Annotated in this window: 14 protein-coding genes and 1 riboswitch; of the genes, 9 read left to right on the top strand and 5 right to left on the bottom strand. The window is 68.5% G+C overall.

Features of this window, described 5'->3' with window-relative positions; genetic code table 11:
* Positions 1-139: 139 nt before the first annotated feature.
* Entirely contained in the window at positions 140-1798 is a 1659-nt protein-coding gene (locus ACE3UA_RS15305; protein ID WP_374646617.1) for an NAD+ synthase, read from the bottom strand.
* Positions 1799-1990: 192 nt separating this feature from the next.
* Between ACE3UA_RS15305 and ACE3UA_RS15310 the strand changes: the two genes are divergently transcribed.
* Entirely contained in the window at positions 1991-3415 is a 1425-nt protein-coding gene (locus tag ACE3UA_RS15310; RefSeq protein WP_374646619.1) for an MORN repeat-containing protein, read from the top strand.
* A 146-nt stretch (positions 3416-3561) separates the two neighbouring features.
* Here the strand turns inward: ACE3UA_RS15310 and ACE3UA_RS15315 are convergent, their stop codons facing one another.
* The 3 genes from ACE3UA_RS15315 to ACE3UA_RS15325 form a co-directional block, all read right to left on the bottom strand.
* Entirely contained in the window at positions 3562-4509 is a 948-nt protein-coding gene (locus ACE3UA_RS15315) for a 1-phosphofructokinase family hexose kinase (RefSeq protein ID WP_374646621.1), read from the bottom strand.
* A gap of 118 nt (positions 4510-4627) precedes the next feature.
* Positions 4628-5557 (bottom strand): MBL fold metallo-hydrolase, encoded by a 930-nt coding sequence (locus ACE3UA_RS15320; RefSeq protein WP_374646713.1) that lies wholly within the window; start codon positions 5555-5557, stop codon positions 4628-4630.
* A 120-nt stretch (positions 5558-5677) separates the two neighbouring features.
* Positions 5678-6088 (bottom strand): metallopeptidase family protein, encoded by a 411-nt coding sequence (locus ACE3UA_RS15325; RefSeq protein WP_374646623.1) that lies wholly within the window; start codon positions 6086-6088, stop codon positions 5678-5680.
* Between the two features lie 221 nt (positions 6089-6309).
* On the opposite strand from ACE3UA_RS15325, the gene gltX reads away from it, so the two are divergent.
* The 6 genes from gltX to gcvP all read left to right on the top strand — a co-directional run bounded on the left by gltX (position 6310) and on the right by gcvP (position 14462).
* Positions 6310-7635 (top strand): glutamate--tRNA ligase, encoded by a 1326-nt coding sequence (gltX, locus tag ACE3UA_RS15330; RefSeq protein ID WP_374646625.1) that lies wholly within the window; start codon positions 6310-6312, stop codon positions 7633-7635.
* A 202-nt stretch (positions 7636-7837) separates the two neighbouring features.
* On the top strand, positions 7838-9172 hold the full coding sequence (locus ACE3UA_RS15335; protein WP_374646715.1) for an MATE family efflux transporter: 1335 nt from the start codon (positions 7838-7840) through the stop codon (positions 9170-9172).
* Positions 9173-9232: 60 nt separating this feature from the next.
* Complete coding sequence (locus ACE3UA_RS15340; protein WP_374646627.1) at positions 9233-9664, top strand: nuclear transport factor 2 family protein; 432 nt, start codon at positions 9233-9235, stop codon at positions 9662-9664.
* A 77-nt stretch (positions 9665-9741) separates the two neighbouring features.
* Positions 9742-9834, top strand: a riboswitch (glycine riboswitch).
* Between the two features lie 169 nt (positions 9835-10003).
* Complete coding sequence (gcvT, locus tag ACE3UA_RS15345) at positions 10004-11122, top strand: glycine cleavage system aminomethyltransferase GcvT (protein WP_374646629.1); 1119 nt, start codon at positions 10004-10006, stop codon at positions 11120-11122.
* A gap of 10 nt (positions 11123-11132) precedes the next feature.
* Positions 11133-11492, top strand: a complete 360-nt coding sequence (gene gcvH / locus ACE3UA_RS15350) for a glycine cleavage system protein GcvH (protein WP_374646631.1) — start codon at positions 11133-11135, stop codon at positions 11490-11492.
* 102 nt (positions 11493-11594) lie between these two features.
* Positions 11595-14462, top strand: a complete 2868-nt coding sequence (gene gcvP, locus ACE3UA_RS15355; protein WP_374646633.1) for an aminomethyl-transferring glycine dehydrogenase — start codon at positions 11595-11597, stop codon at positions 14460-14462.
* A 79-nt stretch (positions 14463-14541) separates the two neighbouring features.
* On the opposite strand, the gene ACE3UA_RS15360 is transcribed toward gcvP, so the two are convergent.
* Complete coding sequence (locus ACE3UA_RS15360) at positions 14542-15273, bottom strand: hypothetical protein (RefSeq protein ID WP_374646635.1); 732 nt, start codon at positions 15271-15273, stop codon at positions 14542-14544.
* Positions 15274-15390: 117 nt separating this feature from the next.
* On the opposite strand from ACE3UA_RS15360, the gene ACE3UA_RS15365 reads away from it, so the two are divergent.
* Together ACE3UA_RS15365 and ACE3UA_RS15370 are read left to right on the top strand one after the other, a co-directional pair.
* On the top strand, positions 15391-16077 hold the full coding sequence (locus tag ACE3UA_RS15365; protein ID WP_374646637.1) for an AzlC family ABC transporter permease: 687 nt from the start codon (positions 15391-15393) through the stop codon (positions 16075-16077).
* Positions 16074-16397 carry an AzlD domain-containing protein gene (locus tag ACE3UA_RS15370; RefSeq protein ID WP_374646639.1) on the top strand — a complete coding sequence of 108 codons (324 nt, stop codon included), beginning with the start codon at positions 16074-16076 and terminating at the stop codon, positions 16395-16397. Before ACE3UA_RS15365 ends, ACE3UA_RS15370 begins: the two co-directional genes overlap by 4 nt.
* The last annotated feature ends 27 nt before the right edge of the window (positions 16398-16424 follow it).

Below are 16424 nucleotides of genomic sequence, written 5' to 3' on the forward strand. Positions count from 1 at the left end.
ATCGAGCCCCCGGCGACGGCGCTGCCGCGAGCCATGCCGGGGGACATGCGCGGGGTGGCGGGGGCGGAAGCCTCCGGCGGGAGTATTTGGCAAAAGAGCAAGCCATGGCCGCAGGCGGGGGATGGGCGATTCGTCCACCCTAGCCCCGGTCGCGCCAGCGGTTGACGATCGGGTAGCGGCGGTCGAGCCAGAAGGCCTTTTGCGTCAGCCGGACGCCGGGAGCGGATTGGAACCGCTTGTATTCCGCCAGATAGAGCAGGTGCTCGACCTTCTTCACCATGTCCCGGTCGAAGCCCTGGGCCACCGTTTCGGCCACCGACATCTCCCGCTCCACCAGGCATTCCAGGATCGCGTCCAGCACCTCGTAGGGCGGCAGCGAATCCTGGTCGGTCTGGTTCGCGCGCAGTTCGGCCGAGGGCGGCTTGTCGATGATCCGTTGCGGAATGACCTCGCCCGCCGGGCCCTTCATCCAGCTCCGGTGGTTCTCGTTCCGCCACCTTGCGGTCAGGAACATCCGGGTCTTGTACATGTCCTTGACCGGGTTGTAGCCGCCGTTCATGTCGCCGTAGATCGTGCAGTAGCCCACCGCCATCTCGGACTTGTTGCCGGTGGTCAGCAGCATCTCGCCGAACTTGTTCGACAGCGCCATCAGGAGAAGCCCGCGAATCCGGCTCTGGATGTTCTCCTCGGTGATCCCCGGTTCCGTCCCCGCGAACAGGGGCGCCAGCGCCGCGCCCACCGCTCCTTGAGCGCCGCTGATCGGCACCGTGTCCAGCCGGCACCCCAGCGCCCGCGCCGCCGCCGTCGCATCCTCCAGCGAATGCGCGCTGGTGAATTCGCTGGGCAGCATCACGCAGCGCACGTTCTCGGGCCCCAGCGCATCCACCGCCATCGCGGCAACAATCGCCGAGTCGATCCCGCCCGACAGGCCCAGCAGGGCCTTGCCGAACCCGGTCTTGCGCATGTAATCGCCAAGCGCCAGCACGCAGGCTCGGTAATCCGCCTCGCCGATCGGCGGGATCTCGGCGATCTCGCCGGGGTCCGCGACCCAGCCCTCCGCCCCGCGCCGGAAGGTCACCATCACCTCGGCCTCGTCGAACTGCGGCAGCTGCGCCATCAGCCGCCCGCCGGGGTTCAGCACCATGCTGGAGCCGTCGAACACCTGGTCATCCTGCCCGCCCACCATGTTCAGGTAGACCAGCGGCAACCCCGTCTCCACCACGCGGGCCACCATCAGGTTCAGCCGCAGGTTGGGCTTGCCCCGGTGATAGGGAGAGCCGTTCGGGATCAGCAGGATCTCCGCCCCCGTCTCGGCCAGCGTCTCGGCCACGTCGGGGTGCCAGGCATCCTCGCAGATCGGGGTGCCGATCCGCACCCCCCTGACCACATAGGGCCCATGCACGTCGGCCGAGGCGAAGACCCGCTTTTCATCGAAGACCGCATCGTTCGGCAGGTGGTGCTTCAACACGCGGGCGTGGACGCGCCCGCCTTCCAGCACATAATAGCCGTTGTAGAGCCGCCCGCCCAACGACACCGGCCCGCCGATCCCCAGGGCCGGGCCGTCCGCGCAGTCGAGGGCCAGCTGCTCCAGCGCCGCCACGGCCGCCTGGACGAAGGCCGGCTTCAGGATCAGGTCCTGCGTCTGGTAGCCGGTCACGAACATCTCGGTCAGCGCGACCATGTCCGCCCCCGCCGCCTTGCCCGAGGCCCAGGCCGCCCTCGCCCTCGCGGCGTTTCCGGCGATGTCGCCCACCACCGGGTTCAGCTGCGCCAGCAGTATCCTGAAAATGTCTGTCATGGGCGGGCTCCTTTCCCCCGTATCTAGACCGGGATCGCCCCCGATGGAACCGCTCGTCGAGCACTTCGTGCACGCCTCGCGGTCACCCTTCCGACGAGTGCACGAAGTGCTCGAGGAGGCGTGCCAGCCAAATCCTTGTCACCTTGGAACCGCCCCCCTACCCTGCCCGCCAATGACTTCGGGGATTCGTCCATGCGCCTGATGACCGCCGCCTTCCTCGCCGCCCTCTCGCTGCCCGCGCTGGCCCAGGATGGCGAGGTGATCACCAAGCAGTATGACGACGGCTCGGTCTACGAGGGGACCTTCCTGAACGGCCGCCAGCATGGAAAGGGCACCTATCGCCTGCCCTCGGGGTTCGAATACAGCGGCGACTGGATCGGGGGCGAGATCACCGGCCAGGGCACCGCCCGCTATCCCAACGGTTCGGTCTATGAGGGGGCCTTCCTCAAGGGCCAGCCCGAGGGCAAGGGCAAGATCACCGCGCCGGACGGGCGGACCTATGAGGGTGACTGGATCCAGGGCGCGATGACCGGGCAGGGCATGGCCACCTATGCCAATGGCGCGGTCTATGAGGGCGGCTTCGTCCAGGGCCAGCATGACGGCAAGGGCAAGCTGACCAATCCCTCGGGCTATACCTATGAGGGCGACTGGCGCCTGGGCGTGAAGGAGGGGACCGGCAGGATCACCTATCCCGATGGCGCGACCTATGAGGGAACGCTGGCCAAGGGGCAGCGGTCGGGCAAGGGCAAGCTGACCATGCCGGACGGCCTTGTCTACGAGGGCGACTGGGCCGAGGGGCAGATCAACGGCCAGGGCCGTCTCGCCCAGCCGAACGGCGATGTCTACGAGGGCGCCTTCGTCAATGGCCGACGTCAGGGCCAGGGGAAGATGACGCACAAGAACGGCGATGTCTATGATGGCGGCTGGCAGAAGGACCGTCGCCACGGGCAGGGCCGCTTCACCGCCGCCGACGGCTTCAAGTACGAAGGCGCCTGGGTCGAGGGGCGGATGGAGGGGACGGGTTCGATCACCTATCCCGACGGCTCGGTCTATATCGGCGCCATGCAGGCCGACCAGCCGCAGGGACAGGGCGCGATCACCTATCCGGACGGGACGACCTACCAGGGCAACTGGGACAAGGGGCTGATCTCCGGCAAGGGCCGGGCCAGCTATGCCGACGGCCGGGTCTATGAGGGCGCGTTCCGCAACGCCAGGCCGCAGGGGGTGGGAGTGATGACCTATCCGGACGGCTATCGCTATGAGGGGGACTGGGTCGATGGCCGGCGTGAGGGCGCGGGCACCGCGACCTATCCCGATGGCGGGGTCTACAAGGGCGCGTTCAAGGCCGGCCTGCGCGAGGGCGAGGGCGAGTTCACCCTGCCCGACGGCTTCCGCTATGCCGGGGCCTGGGTCGCGGGCCAGATGGAGGGGCAGGGGACCGCAACCTATCCCGGGGGCGATGTCTACGAGGGGATGTTCAAGGCCGGCAAGCGCGAGGGCCAGGGCAAACTCACCTACGCCAGCGGCGAGGTGGCCGAGGGCATCTGGCAGAACGGTATCCTGACCGCCCCGCCGGAGGCCCCGGCGGATGTCGCGCCCGCCGAGGGCACACCGTAGGGTCGGGCTTCGGCCCGGCTCTCGCGTGGCGTGGCCGGCGGTGACGGTGCGCTGTAGCGCACCCTACGAGGCGACCCTGTAGGGTGCGCTACAGCGCACCGTCACCGGGCCGACCCGCCAGAATCCCCCCGCCGTCACCGGGTGTCTCAAAGCTCCACCACCCCGCATTCCGGCAGCAGCCGCATCACATCCTCGGGCCGGCAAAGCTGCGTCGCATCGGTCATCACCGCCGCCGAAGCCGCGGCCGAGCCCATTGCCAGCGCATCCGCATGCGACTGCCCCCGGGCCAGCGCCAGGACGAAGGCCGCGACGAAGCTGTCGCCCGCCCCCACCGTCGATTTCACCTTTACCTTCGCCGCCCTGGCGAAGAAGCGGTGCTCGGCATCGGCCAGCACATTGCCCTCGGCCCCCTGCGCCACGATCACCATCCGCGCCACCCCCGCCCAGACCAGCGCCTGCGCGAAATGGGCGGTCTCCTCGCGGCTGGTCATCGGCTTGCCGGCCAGCGCCTCGCCCTCGGGGCCGTCCATCCGCAGCACCTCGAGCCCCGGGATCGGATTGCGCACCACCTCGGCCAGGGTAGTGCCGGAGGTGTCCAGCACCACCCGGCTTTCCGGCATCGAGGCCGCCAGCTGTGCGGGAAAGTCCAGCGGCACCCCCGGGGGCTGGCTGCCCGAGATCACCGAGAACCCGCCCGGCCGCGCAGTGGCGTGCAGGAGGATGAAGACCCGGGCGCGTTCCTCCTCGCCCCAGACCGGGCCGGGCAGCATGAAGCGGTATTGCCTGCCCGAGGTCTCTTCCCTCACCGTCAGCGACTGGCGCGTCTCGCCGGGGCCGAGGATCGACAGGAAGGTCACCCCCTCGGCCCGGATCAGCCCGGCCAGCCGGTCCCCGGTCAGCCCGCTGAGCGCGACCAGCGCCAGGCTGTCGCCCCCCAGCGCCTTGATCGCACGGGAGACGTTCAGCCCGCCGCCGCCGGGGTCGAGCAGGGGTTCGGTGCAGCGCAGCTTGTGGTTCGGGACCAGCTCGTGCACCTCGGTCGACATGTCGAGCGCGGGGTTGAGCGTCAGCGTCAGGATCGGGGCTTGGGTCATGCGGCACCTGTTCGTGTTACCGCTATCATAAAGCCCTTTCCGCCGGAATGGAACTGCCCCACGCGGGCCGGTCGCCCCCAGAGGGTCGGGTCTTCCCCAGGGAATCCGGACGCCAGACTCAGCCGTTCAGCATCAGCTGATAGCTTGCGGGAACGAAGCGGAAGCCGTCGCCCAGGGGTTCGGCATAACCGATGCCGGGGAAGGGCATGTGGTAGCCGATGAAGGGAATCCGTTCGGCGGCGATCTGGCCGAAGACCTGCTTGCGCGTGGCGGCCGCCGCTGCCTTGTCGGCGTCGAAGCGGACCTCCCAGTCGGGTTTCTGCAGCGACCAGACATAGTGGTTGGCGGTGTCGGCGGTGACCATCAGGCGCTGGCCCTCGGATTCCAGCTGATAGACCATGTGGCCGGGGGTATGGCCGAAGGCGTCCATGCCGGTGATGCCAGGGACCACGCTGCCGCCATCGTCAAGGAAGGTGATCTTGTCGTTCAGGGGCCTCACGTTCTTGTCGAAGCCGTCGTTCGCCGCGCCGGACCAGTGATTGTGTTCGGTGGCGCCGGTGACATAGCGGGCCTTGGCGAAGGTCGGCGTCGTCCCGTCCGCGCCCATCAGCCCGCCGATATGGTCGCCGTGCATATGGGTCAGGACGACGATGTCGACCTGATCGGGCGCGATCCCGGCGGCGGTCAGGGCGGCCAGCATGCCCTCGGCGGCGAGGCCGGTGTCGAAGAGCACCAGTTCCGCCCCGGTGTTGACGAGGGTGGGGGTGAAGAAGTTCTGGGTGCGGTCGGCGGGGATGAAGTTCGCGGCCGAAAGGGCGGCGAACTCCTCCGGGCTGGCATCGGTGCCGAAGGTTTCCTGCGGCTTGTCGCCGGCGCGGGTGCCGGCGAGGAGGGTCGTCACCTCGAAACGGCCAAGCCGGAAGCGGTTCCAGGGGGCGAAGCCGGAGCCCTGCGCCTCGGCCTTGGCAAGGGCGGGGATGGGAAGGGCGGCGGCGAGGGGCAGGGCAGCACCGGCAAACAGCGCCTGGCGGCGGGAAACGCGGGTCATCTGGTCCTCCTTCTGCTGGCTGCGGAAAGGATAGGACAGGCGGCGGGAATAGCGGGTCACGGGGACGTCAATTTCCGTGCCGTGCCGCACAGGGCCTGTGCGAAAGCGCCTGGAACCGGATCACTCCCACCAGGGATCGATGGCGGCGATGTCGTCGTCGGACCAGCCGAAGTGATGCGCAAGCTCGTGGATCACCACATGGCTGACCAGTTCCTTAAGCGAGACATTGCCGCGTTCGGCCCATTCATCCAGGATCGGACGGCGGAAGAGCCAGATCGCGTCGGGCCGGGTCACCTGGTCGGCGGTGGATTTCTCGGTCAGGGGAATGCCGTCGTAGAGGCCGGTGAGGTCGAAGGCATCGTCGACGCCGAGGTCCTCGAGCATCTCGTCCTCGGGAAAGTCCTCGATCCGGAGCAGGATATGGCTGGCGGGGGCGCGGAAAGGGTCGGGCAGGGTGGCGATCGCCTCGTGCGCGAGCTGTTCCAGGAGGGCGAGGGAGGGGGCGATGCTGTCGGGGGATGGGTTGGTCATGGCGGAAAGATAGGGCCGCCGGCCCCTTGGGGGAAGGGGGTGCGGGGGTGCCCGCGCCCGGGGGCCCCCGCCCCCCCCCCCCCCGGGGGCCCCGCGCAGGCCGTCGCCGGGGGCATCGAGCCCCCGGCGACGGCGTTGCCACGGATAGTCGCAGGGGCGGCGCCAAACTGGACAAATCCGGGGGCTTGTGACAGGGAAGGGCCTTCCAAGGAGCCCAAGGCATGACCGTCATCACCCGCTTCGCCCCCTCGCCCACCGGCTGGATCCATGTGGGGAACCTGCGCACCGCTTTGATGAACTATCTGATCGCGCGACAGAACGGCGGGACCTTCATCCTGCGGCTGGACGATACCGACCAGGAGCGGTCGAAGCAGGAATATATCGACGGGCTGAAGGCGGACCTCGACTGGCTGGGGATCAGATACGACCGGATCGAGCAGCAGTCCAAGCGGATGGACCGCTATGCGCTTGCGGCCGAGCAGTTGAAGGCGGCGGGGCGGTTCTACGAATGTTTCGAGACTCCGGTCGAGCTGGACCTGAAGCGGAAGAAGCAGCTGAACATGGGCAAGCCCCCGGTCTATGACCGGGCGGCCTTGTCGCTGACCGAGGCGCAGAAGGAAGTCTATCGGGCGGAGGGGCGGCAGGGTTACTGGCGCTTCAAGCTGGATCAGGAGCGGATCGAGTGGAATGACGGGATCATCGGGCCGATCTCGATCGATGCCGCGTCGGTCAGCGACCCGGTGCTGATCAAGGCGGACGGGCAGGTGCTGTATACCTTCGCCTCGTCGGTGGATGACGTGGAGATGGGGGTCACGCATATCGTGCGCGGCGCGGACCATGTGACGAACACGGCGACCCAGATCCAGATCATGAAGGCCCTTGGCGGCACCCCGCCGACCTTTGCGCACCATTCGCTGCTGACCGGACCGCAGGGCGAGGAATTGTCGAAGCGCCTGGGCGTGCTGTCCCTGCGCGACCTGCGGGCGCGGGGGGTGGAACCGATGGCCTTGCTGTCGCTGATGGCGCGGCTGGGGTCGTCGAAGCCGGTGGAGCTGGCGGCGACCATGGACGAGCTGGTGGCGGGGTTCGACGTGGGCTCGTTCGGGGCGGCGCCGACGAAGTTCGACGCCGAGGACCTGTTCCCGCTGACCCGGCACCATGTGCAGTCGCTGCCCTTCGAGACCGTGAAGGCGCGGGTGCTGGACCTGGGCGTGCCCGAGGGCGAGGCCGAGGCGTTCTGGGCGGTGGCCAAGGGCAACATCACGGTGCTGGCGGACCTGGAGGAATGGTGGCGGCTCTTCCGCGACGGGGCCGAGCCGGTGGTGGACGCGGCCGACCGGGAGTTCGTCGCCCAGGCGCTGGCGCTGCTGCCGCCGAAGCCCTGGACACAGGCGACCTGGGGCGAGTGGACCCAGGCGGTGAAGGAAGCGACGGGGCGCAAGGGCAAGGACCTGTTCCGCCCGCTGCGCCGGGTGCTGACGGGCCGCGACGCCGGGCCGGAGATGGCGGAGGTGATGCCGCTTCTGCGCAAGGTGCCGGGCCTCTGAGCCTCTGGCCGGCCCCGGGGGGTTCACACCCCCCGCGTCCGGTGGTGCTTGAACCGATGGCGCCACCACTGGACGCACCCGTGGAGTAGTTGAACCAAGAGGAAGGGCCCTTTCGGGTTCCGGAGCAACGGGGGTCGTGGTGGCGGGACCGGGCGCGCGGGCGAAGTTCGTCGAGGGGAACCTGTTCCGGCATGTGTCGGTGATGGCGCTGACCTCATCGGTCGGGTTGATGGCGGTCTTCGTCGTCGATCTGGTCAACATGCTGTATATCGCGCTGCTGGGCCGCGAGGAGCTGGCGGCGGCCATCGGCTATGCCGGGGCGGTGCTGTTCTTCACCACCAGTTTCGGGATCGGCATGTCGATTGCCGTAAGCGCGCTGGTGGCCCGGGCGCTGGGCGAGCGCAATCCGGCGCTTGCGCGGGAGAAGGCGACGACCGGGCTGGCGCTGGGCTTCGTCTTCGGCTCGGTCTTCGCGGCGGTGATCTGGGTCGCGCTCTGGCCGCTGGTCGGGCTGCTGGGGGCGACGGGCGAGACGGCGGCGCTGGCGGTGCATTTCCTGGCCATCGTCATCCCCTCGCAGCCGCTGCTGATGGTCGGCATGATCGGGGGCGCGATCCTGCGCAGCCATGGCGATGCGCGGGCGGCGATGATGGCGACGGTCTGGGGCGCGGTCGCCACGGCGGCGCTTGACCCGGTGCTGATCTTCGGCATGGGATGGGAGCTGACCGGGGCGGCGATCGCCAGCGTGGCGGCGCGGGTGGTGATCGCGCTCATGGCGCTGCGGCCGATCCGGGCGAGACATGGCGGCTTCGACCGGGTGGTGCCGTCGCAGGTCATGGCCGACATGGGGCCGATCTGGGCGATTGCGATCCCGGCGATCCTGACCCAGGTGGCGACGCCGGTCGGGCAGGCCTTCGTGACCCGGGCGACCTCGGCCTATGGCGAGGCGGCGGTGGCGGGCATGGCGATCGCCGGTCGGCTGACGCCGGTGGCCTTCGGGGTGATCTTCGCGCTGTCCGGTGCCATCGGGCCGATCATCGGACAGAACTTCGGCGCGGACAGGATGGACCGGGTGCGCCGCGCCTTCCTGGACGGGCTGGTCTTCACCGGGCTGGTGATCGTCATGGTCTCGGCGGTGTTGTTCGCATTGCGGGCGCCGATTGCCGATGCCTTCCGGGCCGAGGGGCTGACGCGGGATCTGGTCTATCTCTTCTGCGGGCCGCTGGCGCTTTTGTGGTTCTTCAACGGGGTGATCTTCGTCGGCAATGCGGTCTGCAACAACCTGGGCCGGCCCTTCTGGTCGACGGTGGTGAACTGGGGCCGGCACACGCTGGGAACGATCCCGCTGGCGCTGTGGCTGGGCCAATACTGGGGGGCGCAGGGCGTGCTGGTGGGGCAGGCGCTGGGGGGCGTCGTCTTCGGGCTGGCGGCGGCCTGGCTGGCGCTTCTGGCGATCCGGTCGCCGGTGACGCGCGGCCGTCCCGCCCCGAAGCCCGCAGGCGCGCCGGCGGCCGATCCCGGCAAGCGGCGGGCGTGAGCCGTTGGCGCCGGGCGCAAGACGTGGGAGATTGGCGGCGCCCGCCATCGGAGGCCAGCCATGGAAGACAGCATCCGCCGTTTCTTCGCGCGTTACGAGCGGTTCTTCCTGCGCGCGCTGGCCGGTGAGCTGGACCCGGCCGAGGTGGCAGGTCTTTACGCCGAGGAGTTCATCGCGGCCTCTCCCGCCGGGGTGAAGGCCGGGAAGAACGACGCAAGCCTGATCGAGGCGATGCGGCAGGGCCATGCGCAGTACCGGGCGATCGGCACCAGGGACATGCGGGTGCAGGGGCTGCGCCTGTCGCCGATCGACGAATTGCATTGCGTGGCGCATCTCGCCTGGCGCGCGACCTATGCCCGTGCGGACCTGCCCGAGACCGTCATCGACTTCGAGGTGCATTATCTGATGCAGCAGCGTCAGGACGGGCCACGGGTGTTCGGCTGGATCTCCGGCGACGAGACGGCCGTCTTGCGCCGGCATGGGGTGCTTTGACCCGGCGCTTTCGCGCTGCATACCGTCGTATTCCGATTTTCCTTGCCCGGCGGGGGGGCTATGGGTTACCCGTTTCCCTGTCAGGTTCGGGAGAATCCGGGTGCAAGATCCGGTGCCGAAGGAGCAACCGCCCCGGTAAACTCTCAGGCGCAAGGGACCGTAGCTGACGACAGACTCTGGAGAGTTCCCGGAAAATCCGGGACGCCGAAGGGATAACGATCTCAGGCGCGCCATGTCCGGCCATTCGGAGCGGGCGCAAGGACAGAGGGGGCATCGCAGGGCGGGGATTTGCCCGCCTGACGGTGCCGGATTGTCCGGCCATGGGTTAGGGAGGCGGCAATGGCCGACCTTGAGAACGGGCTGAAGCGTCTGGGACTGCATGACCTGCATGTCGAGCTGGGCGGCAAGATGGTGCCCTTCGCCGGCTACGAGATGCCGGTGCAATACCCCGACGGCGTGCTGAAGGAGCATCTGCATACGCGCGCAGCCGCGGGGCTGTTCGACGTCAGCCACATGGGCCAGGTGATCCTGCGGCCGAAAGGCTCCATGGATGACCTGAAACGCGCCTTCGAGGCGCTGATGCCGGTCGACGTGCTGGGGCTGGCCGAGGGTCGGCAGAGGTATGGGCTGTTCACCGATGACGCGGGCGGGATCCTGGACGACCTGATGTTCACCAACCGGGGGGATCACCTCTATGTCGTGGTCAACGCGGCCTGCAAGGCGGCGGACATTGCCCATATGGCCGCCGGAATGCCGGGCGTGTCGGTGGAACCCGTGACCGACCGCGCGCTTCTGGCATTGCAGGGCCCGGGGGCCGAGGCGGCGCTGGAGGCGGTGCTGCCGGGTGTCGCGGCGATGCGGTTCATGGACCATCGGGTGATCGGCGACATCTGGGTGTCGCGGTCGGGCTATACCGGCGAGGACGGGTTCGAGGTCTCGGTGCCGCAAGCGCAGGCGGAGGGCTTTGCCCGCAAGCTGCTGGCAGAGCCGGGCGTGGCGCCCGTCGGCCTTGGCGCGCGGGATTCCTTGCGGCTGGAGGCGGGGCTTTGCCTTTATGGCCACGACATCGACACCACGACCTCGCCCGTCGAGGCCGGCCTGACCTGGGCGATCCAGAAGGCCCGCAAGGCCGGCGGAGCGCGCGAGGGCGGTTTCCCCGGCGCGACACGCATCCTGCGCGAACTGGCCGAGGGGCCGGAGCGGCTGCGCGTCGGGCTGCGCCCCGAGGGCCGGGCCCCGATGCGCGAAGGCGTGGAACTGTTCGCCGAGGACGGCACGCCGGTCGGCCGCGTCACCTCGGGCGGGTTCGGGCCTTCGGTCAACGCCCCCATCGCGATGGGCTATGTCGCCCGCGCCCATTCTGCCATCGGCACGGCCCTTCTGGGAGAGGTGCGCGGCAAGCGCCTGCCCGTCACGGTCGCCGAGCTTCCCTTCCAACCGACAACCTACAAGCGCTGAGGAGTCCGCAATGAAATTCACCAAGGAACACGAATGGCTGCGTGTCGAGGGCGACCATGTGGTCGTCGGCATCACCGAGCATGCCGCGACGCAGCTGGGCGACGTGGTCTTCGTCGAAATGCCCGAGACCGAGACCCAGGTCGCCGAGGGCGATGAGGTCTGCGTGATCGAGAGCGTCAAGGCGGCCTCGGACATCCTGGCGCCCATCGACGGCGAAATCGTCGCGGTCAACCAGAAGCTGGTCGACAACCCCGGCCTCGTGAACGAGGACCCGATGGGGGCGGCCTGGTTCTTCAAGCTGAAGGTGGACGACCTGAGCGTGCTCGACCAGTTCATGGACGAGGACGAGTATCAGGAGTTGATCGGCTGATCCAAAGCGCCCGGCGTGGGATCCGCGCCGGGCAAATCTTTTCGAAAAGATTTGCAAATTCCTTCGAAGGAATTTGTCCGCCCCATGCCAGAGGCCTGCGCCATGACCTTCACCCCCGTCGACTACAATCCCTACGACTTCGCCAACCGCCGCCATATCGGCCCCTCGCCGGTCGAGATGGAGGAGATGCTGGCGGCCGTCGGTGTCCGCGCGCTGGACGAGCTGATCGACCAGACCGTGCCGCCCTCGATCCGGCAGGCGCAGCCGCTGTCCTGGGCGCCCCTGGCCGAGCATGAGCTGCTGGCGATGATGAAGGAAGTGGGCGCGAAGAACCGGGTGATGACCAGCCTGATCGGCCAGGGCTATTACGGCACGGTGACGCCCCCGGCGATCCAACGCAACATCCTGGAGAATCCGGCCTGGTATACCGCCTATACGCCCTACCAGCCCGAGATCGCGCAGGGCCGGCTGGAGGCGCTCTTGAACTTCCAGACAATGATCTGCGACCTGACCGGGCTGGACGTGGCGAACGCCAGCCTGCTGGACGAGGCGACGGCGGCGGCCGAGGCGATGGCCATGGCGGAACGGGTGGCAAAGTCGAAGGCGAAAGCCTTTTTCGTCGACCGCTTCTGCCATCCGCAGACCATCGCGGTGATCCGCACCCGGGCGCTGCCGCTGGGGATCGAGATCATCGAGGATGACGTGCGCAACCTTGATCCCTCGCAGGTCTTCGGCGCGATCTTCCAGTATCCCTCCAGCTACGGCCATGTCGTCGACTTCACCGTCCGCATCGCCTCGCTGCATGCGGCGGGGGCGATCGCGATCATGGCGACCGACCTTCTGGCGCTGTGCATGCTGAAGGAGCCGGGGGCGATGGGGGCGGATATCGCCATCGGCAGCGCCCAGCGGTTTGGCGTGCCGATGGGCTATGGCGGGCCGCACGCGGCCTTCATGGCGGTGAAGGACGCGCACAAGCGGCAGATGCCGGGGCGGATCGTCGGTGTCTCGATCGACGCGCAGGGGGGGAAGGCCTACCGGCTGTCGCTTCAAACCCGCGAGCAGCATATCCGGCGCGAGAAGGCAACGTCGAACGTCTGCACGGCGCAGGCTTTGCTGGCGGTGATGGCCAGCATGTATGCCGTCTTCCACGGGCCGAAGGGCCTGCGCGCGATTGCGGAGCGGGTGCATTTCCTGACCCAGCGGCTGGCGCGGGCCTTGAAGGCGGCGGGGGCGAAGGTCGACCCGCGGGCCTTCTTCGACACGATCACCGTCGAGGTCGGCGTCGGCCAGGCAGGTATCCTCGCCGCCGCCCGCAACGAGGGGCTGAACTTCCGCAAGATCGGCAACGACCGGGTGGGGATCAGCCTGGACGAGACGACGGACGAACGGGTGCTGATCAAGGTTCTCCGCGCTTTCGGCATCGACGGAGTGCCGCCGCACCGGGCGACGCTGGGCTTCCCCGAGGAGATGCTGCGCACGACCGATTATCTGACCCATCCGGTCTTCCAGATGAACCGGGCGGAGTCGGAAATGATGCGCTACATGCGCCGCCTTTCCGACCGCGATCTGGCGCTGGACCGGGCGATGATCCCGCTCGGCTCCTGCACGATGAAGCTGAACGCGGCGGCGGAGATGATGCCGATCACCTGGCCGGAGTTCGGCTCCTTGCATCCCTTCGCGCCGCGCGACCAGGCGGCGGGCTATCATGAGGCGATCAACGACCTTTCGGCGAAACTGTGCGAGATCACCGGCTACGACGCGTTTTCCATGCAGCCGAACTCCGGCGCGCAGGGGGAATATGCCGGGCTGCTGACCATCCTCGCCTATCACCGGGCGCGGGGCGATGATGATCGCAAGGTCTGCCTGATCCCGACCAGCGCGCATGGCACCAACCCGGCTTCTGCGCAGATGGCGGGGATGGAGGTGGTCGTCGTCAAGTCCGCCCCGAACGGCGACGTGGATGTCGAGGACTTCCGCCAGAAGGCCGAGGCTGCGGGCGCGCGGCTGGCGGCCTGCATGATCACCTATCCCTCCACCCATGGCGTCTTCGAGGAGACGGTGAAGGAAATCTGCCGCATCACGCATGATCACGGCGGACAGGTGTATATCGACGGCGCGAACATGAACGCGCTGGTCGGTCTGGTGAAGCCGGGCGAAGTGGGTGGCGACGTCAGCCACCTGAACCTGCACAAGACCTTCGCCATCCCGCATGGCGGCGGGGGGCCGGGCATGGGGCCGATCGGCGTGAAGGCGCATCTCGCGCCGCATCTGCCGGGGCATCCCGAGACGGACAATCCCCCCGGCGGCGGGCTGAAAAGCACCGACCAGGGCACGGTCTCGGCGGCGCCCTACGGATCGGCCTCGATCCTGCTGATCAGTTGGGCCTATTGCCTGATGATGGGCGGACAGGGGCTGACCCAGGCGACGCGGGTGGCGATCCTGAACGCCAATTACATCGCGGCGCGGCTCTCCGGGCACTATCCGATCCTGTTCATGGGCAACAAGGGGCGGGTCGCGCATGAATGCATCCTGGACACAAGGCCCTTCGCCGAGGTGGGCGTCACCGTGGACGACATCGCCAAGCGGCTGATCGACAACGGCTTCCACGCGCCGACCATGTCCTGGCCGGTCTCGGGCACGCTGATGGTGGAACCGACGGAGTCCGAGACCAAGGCCGAGATCGACCGCTTCATCACCGCGCTTCTGGCGATTCGCGAGGAGATCCGGGCGGTGGAAAACGGCGAGATCACGGCCGAGGATTCGCCGCTGCGCCATGCCCCGCACACCGTGGCGGCGCTGGTGGGCGAGTGGAACCGGAAGTACAGCCGCGAGTCCGGCTGCTTCCCGCCGGGGGCGTTCAAGGTCGACAAGTACTGGCCGCCGGTGGGCCGGGTCGACAACGTCTATGGCGACCGCAACCTGATCTGCACCTGCCCGCCGGTCGAATCCTATGCCGAGGCGGCGGAATGAGGCGCAAAATCCTTACTTAAGGATTTTGGCAGGTTATTTCGCATAAATTTGGCCCCCGGATCAGACCGGGAGCCAAAGCTCAGGGCGCGGGCTTCGGCGCCGGCGTTCCAAGCGTGCCGCCAGGTCGCGTGCCCAGCCCGCCGCCGGTCTTGGGCTTCAGGTCCGGCACCTTCGGCATCGGCGGCGGCGTGCCCAGTTTTGGCGGCTCCACCGTCGGCTCGGTCGCCACTTCCACCGGCGGCTCGACTTCGACCGGCGGCTCGGCCTCGGGCGTGACCTCGGGTTCCGCCACGGGTGGTGCGACCGTCGCAAAGGGGTTCGTGCCAGAGTGCTTTGCGTGGCAGGCCCGCGCCATCGCCAGCGCATCCCCGATCCCCGTCACGTCATAGGCCTCGTCGATCCCGATCCCCAGCAGCCGCAGCCATTGCCCGGCGGACAGGAAGTCGATCGACCCGTCGATCCCCGAGAGCGTCATCCCGGCATAGCTTTCGTCCCAGGCCTCGGCATCCTGGTGGATCGGCAGGCCCGTCTCCAGCATCAGCCAGGCATCGAAGGTCTCGCCCGTGCGGTAGCGCACCTCGGGATGGGTCAATAGGACGGCCAGCGTGTCGTTGCGGTAAAGACCCAGCCACAGGGTCTCGCCATTGGTGTAGGAGACCGAGACGTCGCAATACAGGAACTTGCCCGTCGCATCCTCGGTATAGGCCGCGCCGGTCCAGTAGCCGGTCTCGAAATCGGTCCCGCGGATCTGCTCGGCCAGTGCCGGGGCGGCGAAAGTCGCAAGAAGGGTGGAATAGGCAAGCGCGCGCATCGGACCTTCCTCTGTCATCGGTTGGACACAGCATGCCCGGCCGGGGGGGCATTCCGCAAGTCGGGCTTTCGGACGCCGTGCATTGACCAGTCGCGCAGGCCGCGCTAGCCGTGGCCGATGAGCCGCACCCGCCCGCCCTTTCTTGACGGACTGATCGCCAGCCTGCCGATCGTGCTGGGCTATTTCCCCATCGCCTTTTCCTTCGGCGTCGCCGCGACCCGTTCCGGCTTTACCGCAGCCGAGGCGGTCGCGCTTTCGCTGATCATCTTTGCCGGGGCCTCGCAATTCCTGGCGCTCGCGCTTCTGACCTCGGGCGCGCCGGTGCTGGTCTCGGCCTTCACGCTGATCGCGATGAACCTGCGGCATATCCTGTACGGGCCCGCCCTGATGCGCGAGGCCGGGCGGGAGGCGGGAACCCGCCATGCCTGGGCCTGGGCCTTCGGCCTGACGGACGAGGTCTTTGGCCAGGCGCTGGGGGCGCTGGCGCGGGGGCAGCGGTTTTCGGAACCCTACATGTTCGGCCTCGGGCTCGGGGCCTATGCCAGCTGGGTCCTGGGCACGCTCGCCGGCGCGGTGGCGGGGGGCGGGGCACTGGATGGTTGGCCCGCATTGGGTGCGGGGCTCGGCTTCATGCTGCCGGCGCTGTTCCTGGCGCTTCTCCTGTCGATCCTCAGCCGCCGCCAGCTGCCGGTGATCGCGGTCGCCGGTGCGGTGACGGTGGCGGCGACGCTGGCCATCAGCGCCACCAGCGGCATCCTTCTGGGCATGCTGGCCGGGGCGCTGGCCGGACTGGTGCGGCGATGAACACCGATCTTCTTATTGTCGCCGTGCTGGCGGGCGTTGCGAACTGGGCCTTCCGGGCGCTGCCGATCCTGGCCCGCACCGACCGGGTCGCCGCGGGCGGCTGGCTGGAGCGGTTCTTCTCGGCCACCGGCCCCGCCGCCATCGCCACCTTGTTCGTCGCCGCGATCCTGCCCGAGCTGGTGCCCGATCCGGCCCGCCTCGTCCCCGCCATCACCGGCACGCTTGCCGTCCTTGCCGCCTTCCGCCTGCGCCGTTCGGTGGTGCTGGCGACGTTGGCGGGGGCGGTGATCCATGGCGCGACCGTCTGGTTTCTGGGCTGAGCCTGCGCTTGCGCCCGCGCCCGGCTT

Source organism: Tabrizicola sp. (assembly GCF_041919135.1).
Lineage (GTDB): Bacteria > Pseudomonadota > Alphaproteobacteria > Rhodobacterales > Rhodobacteraceae > Tabrizicola.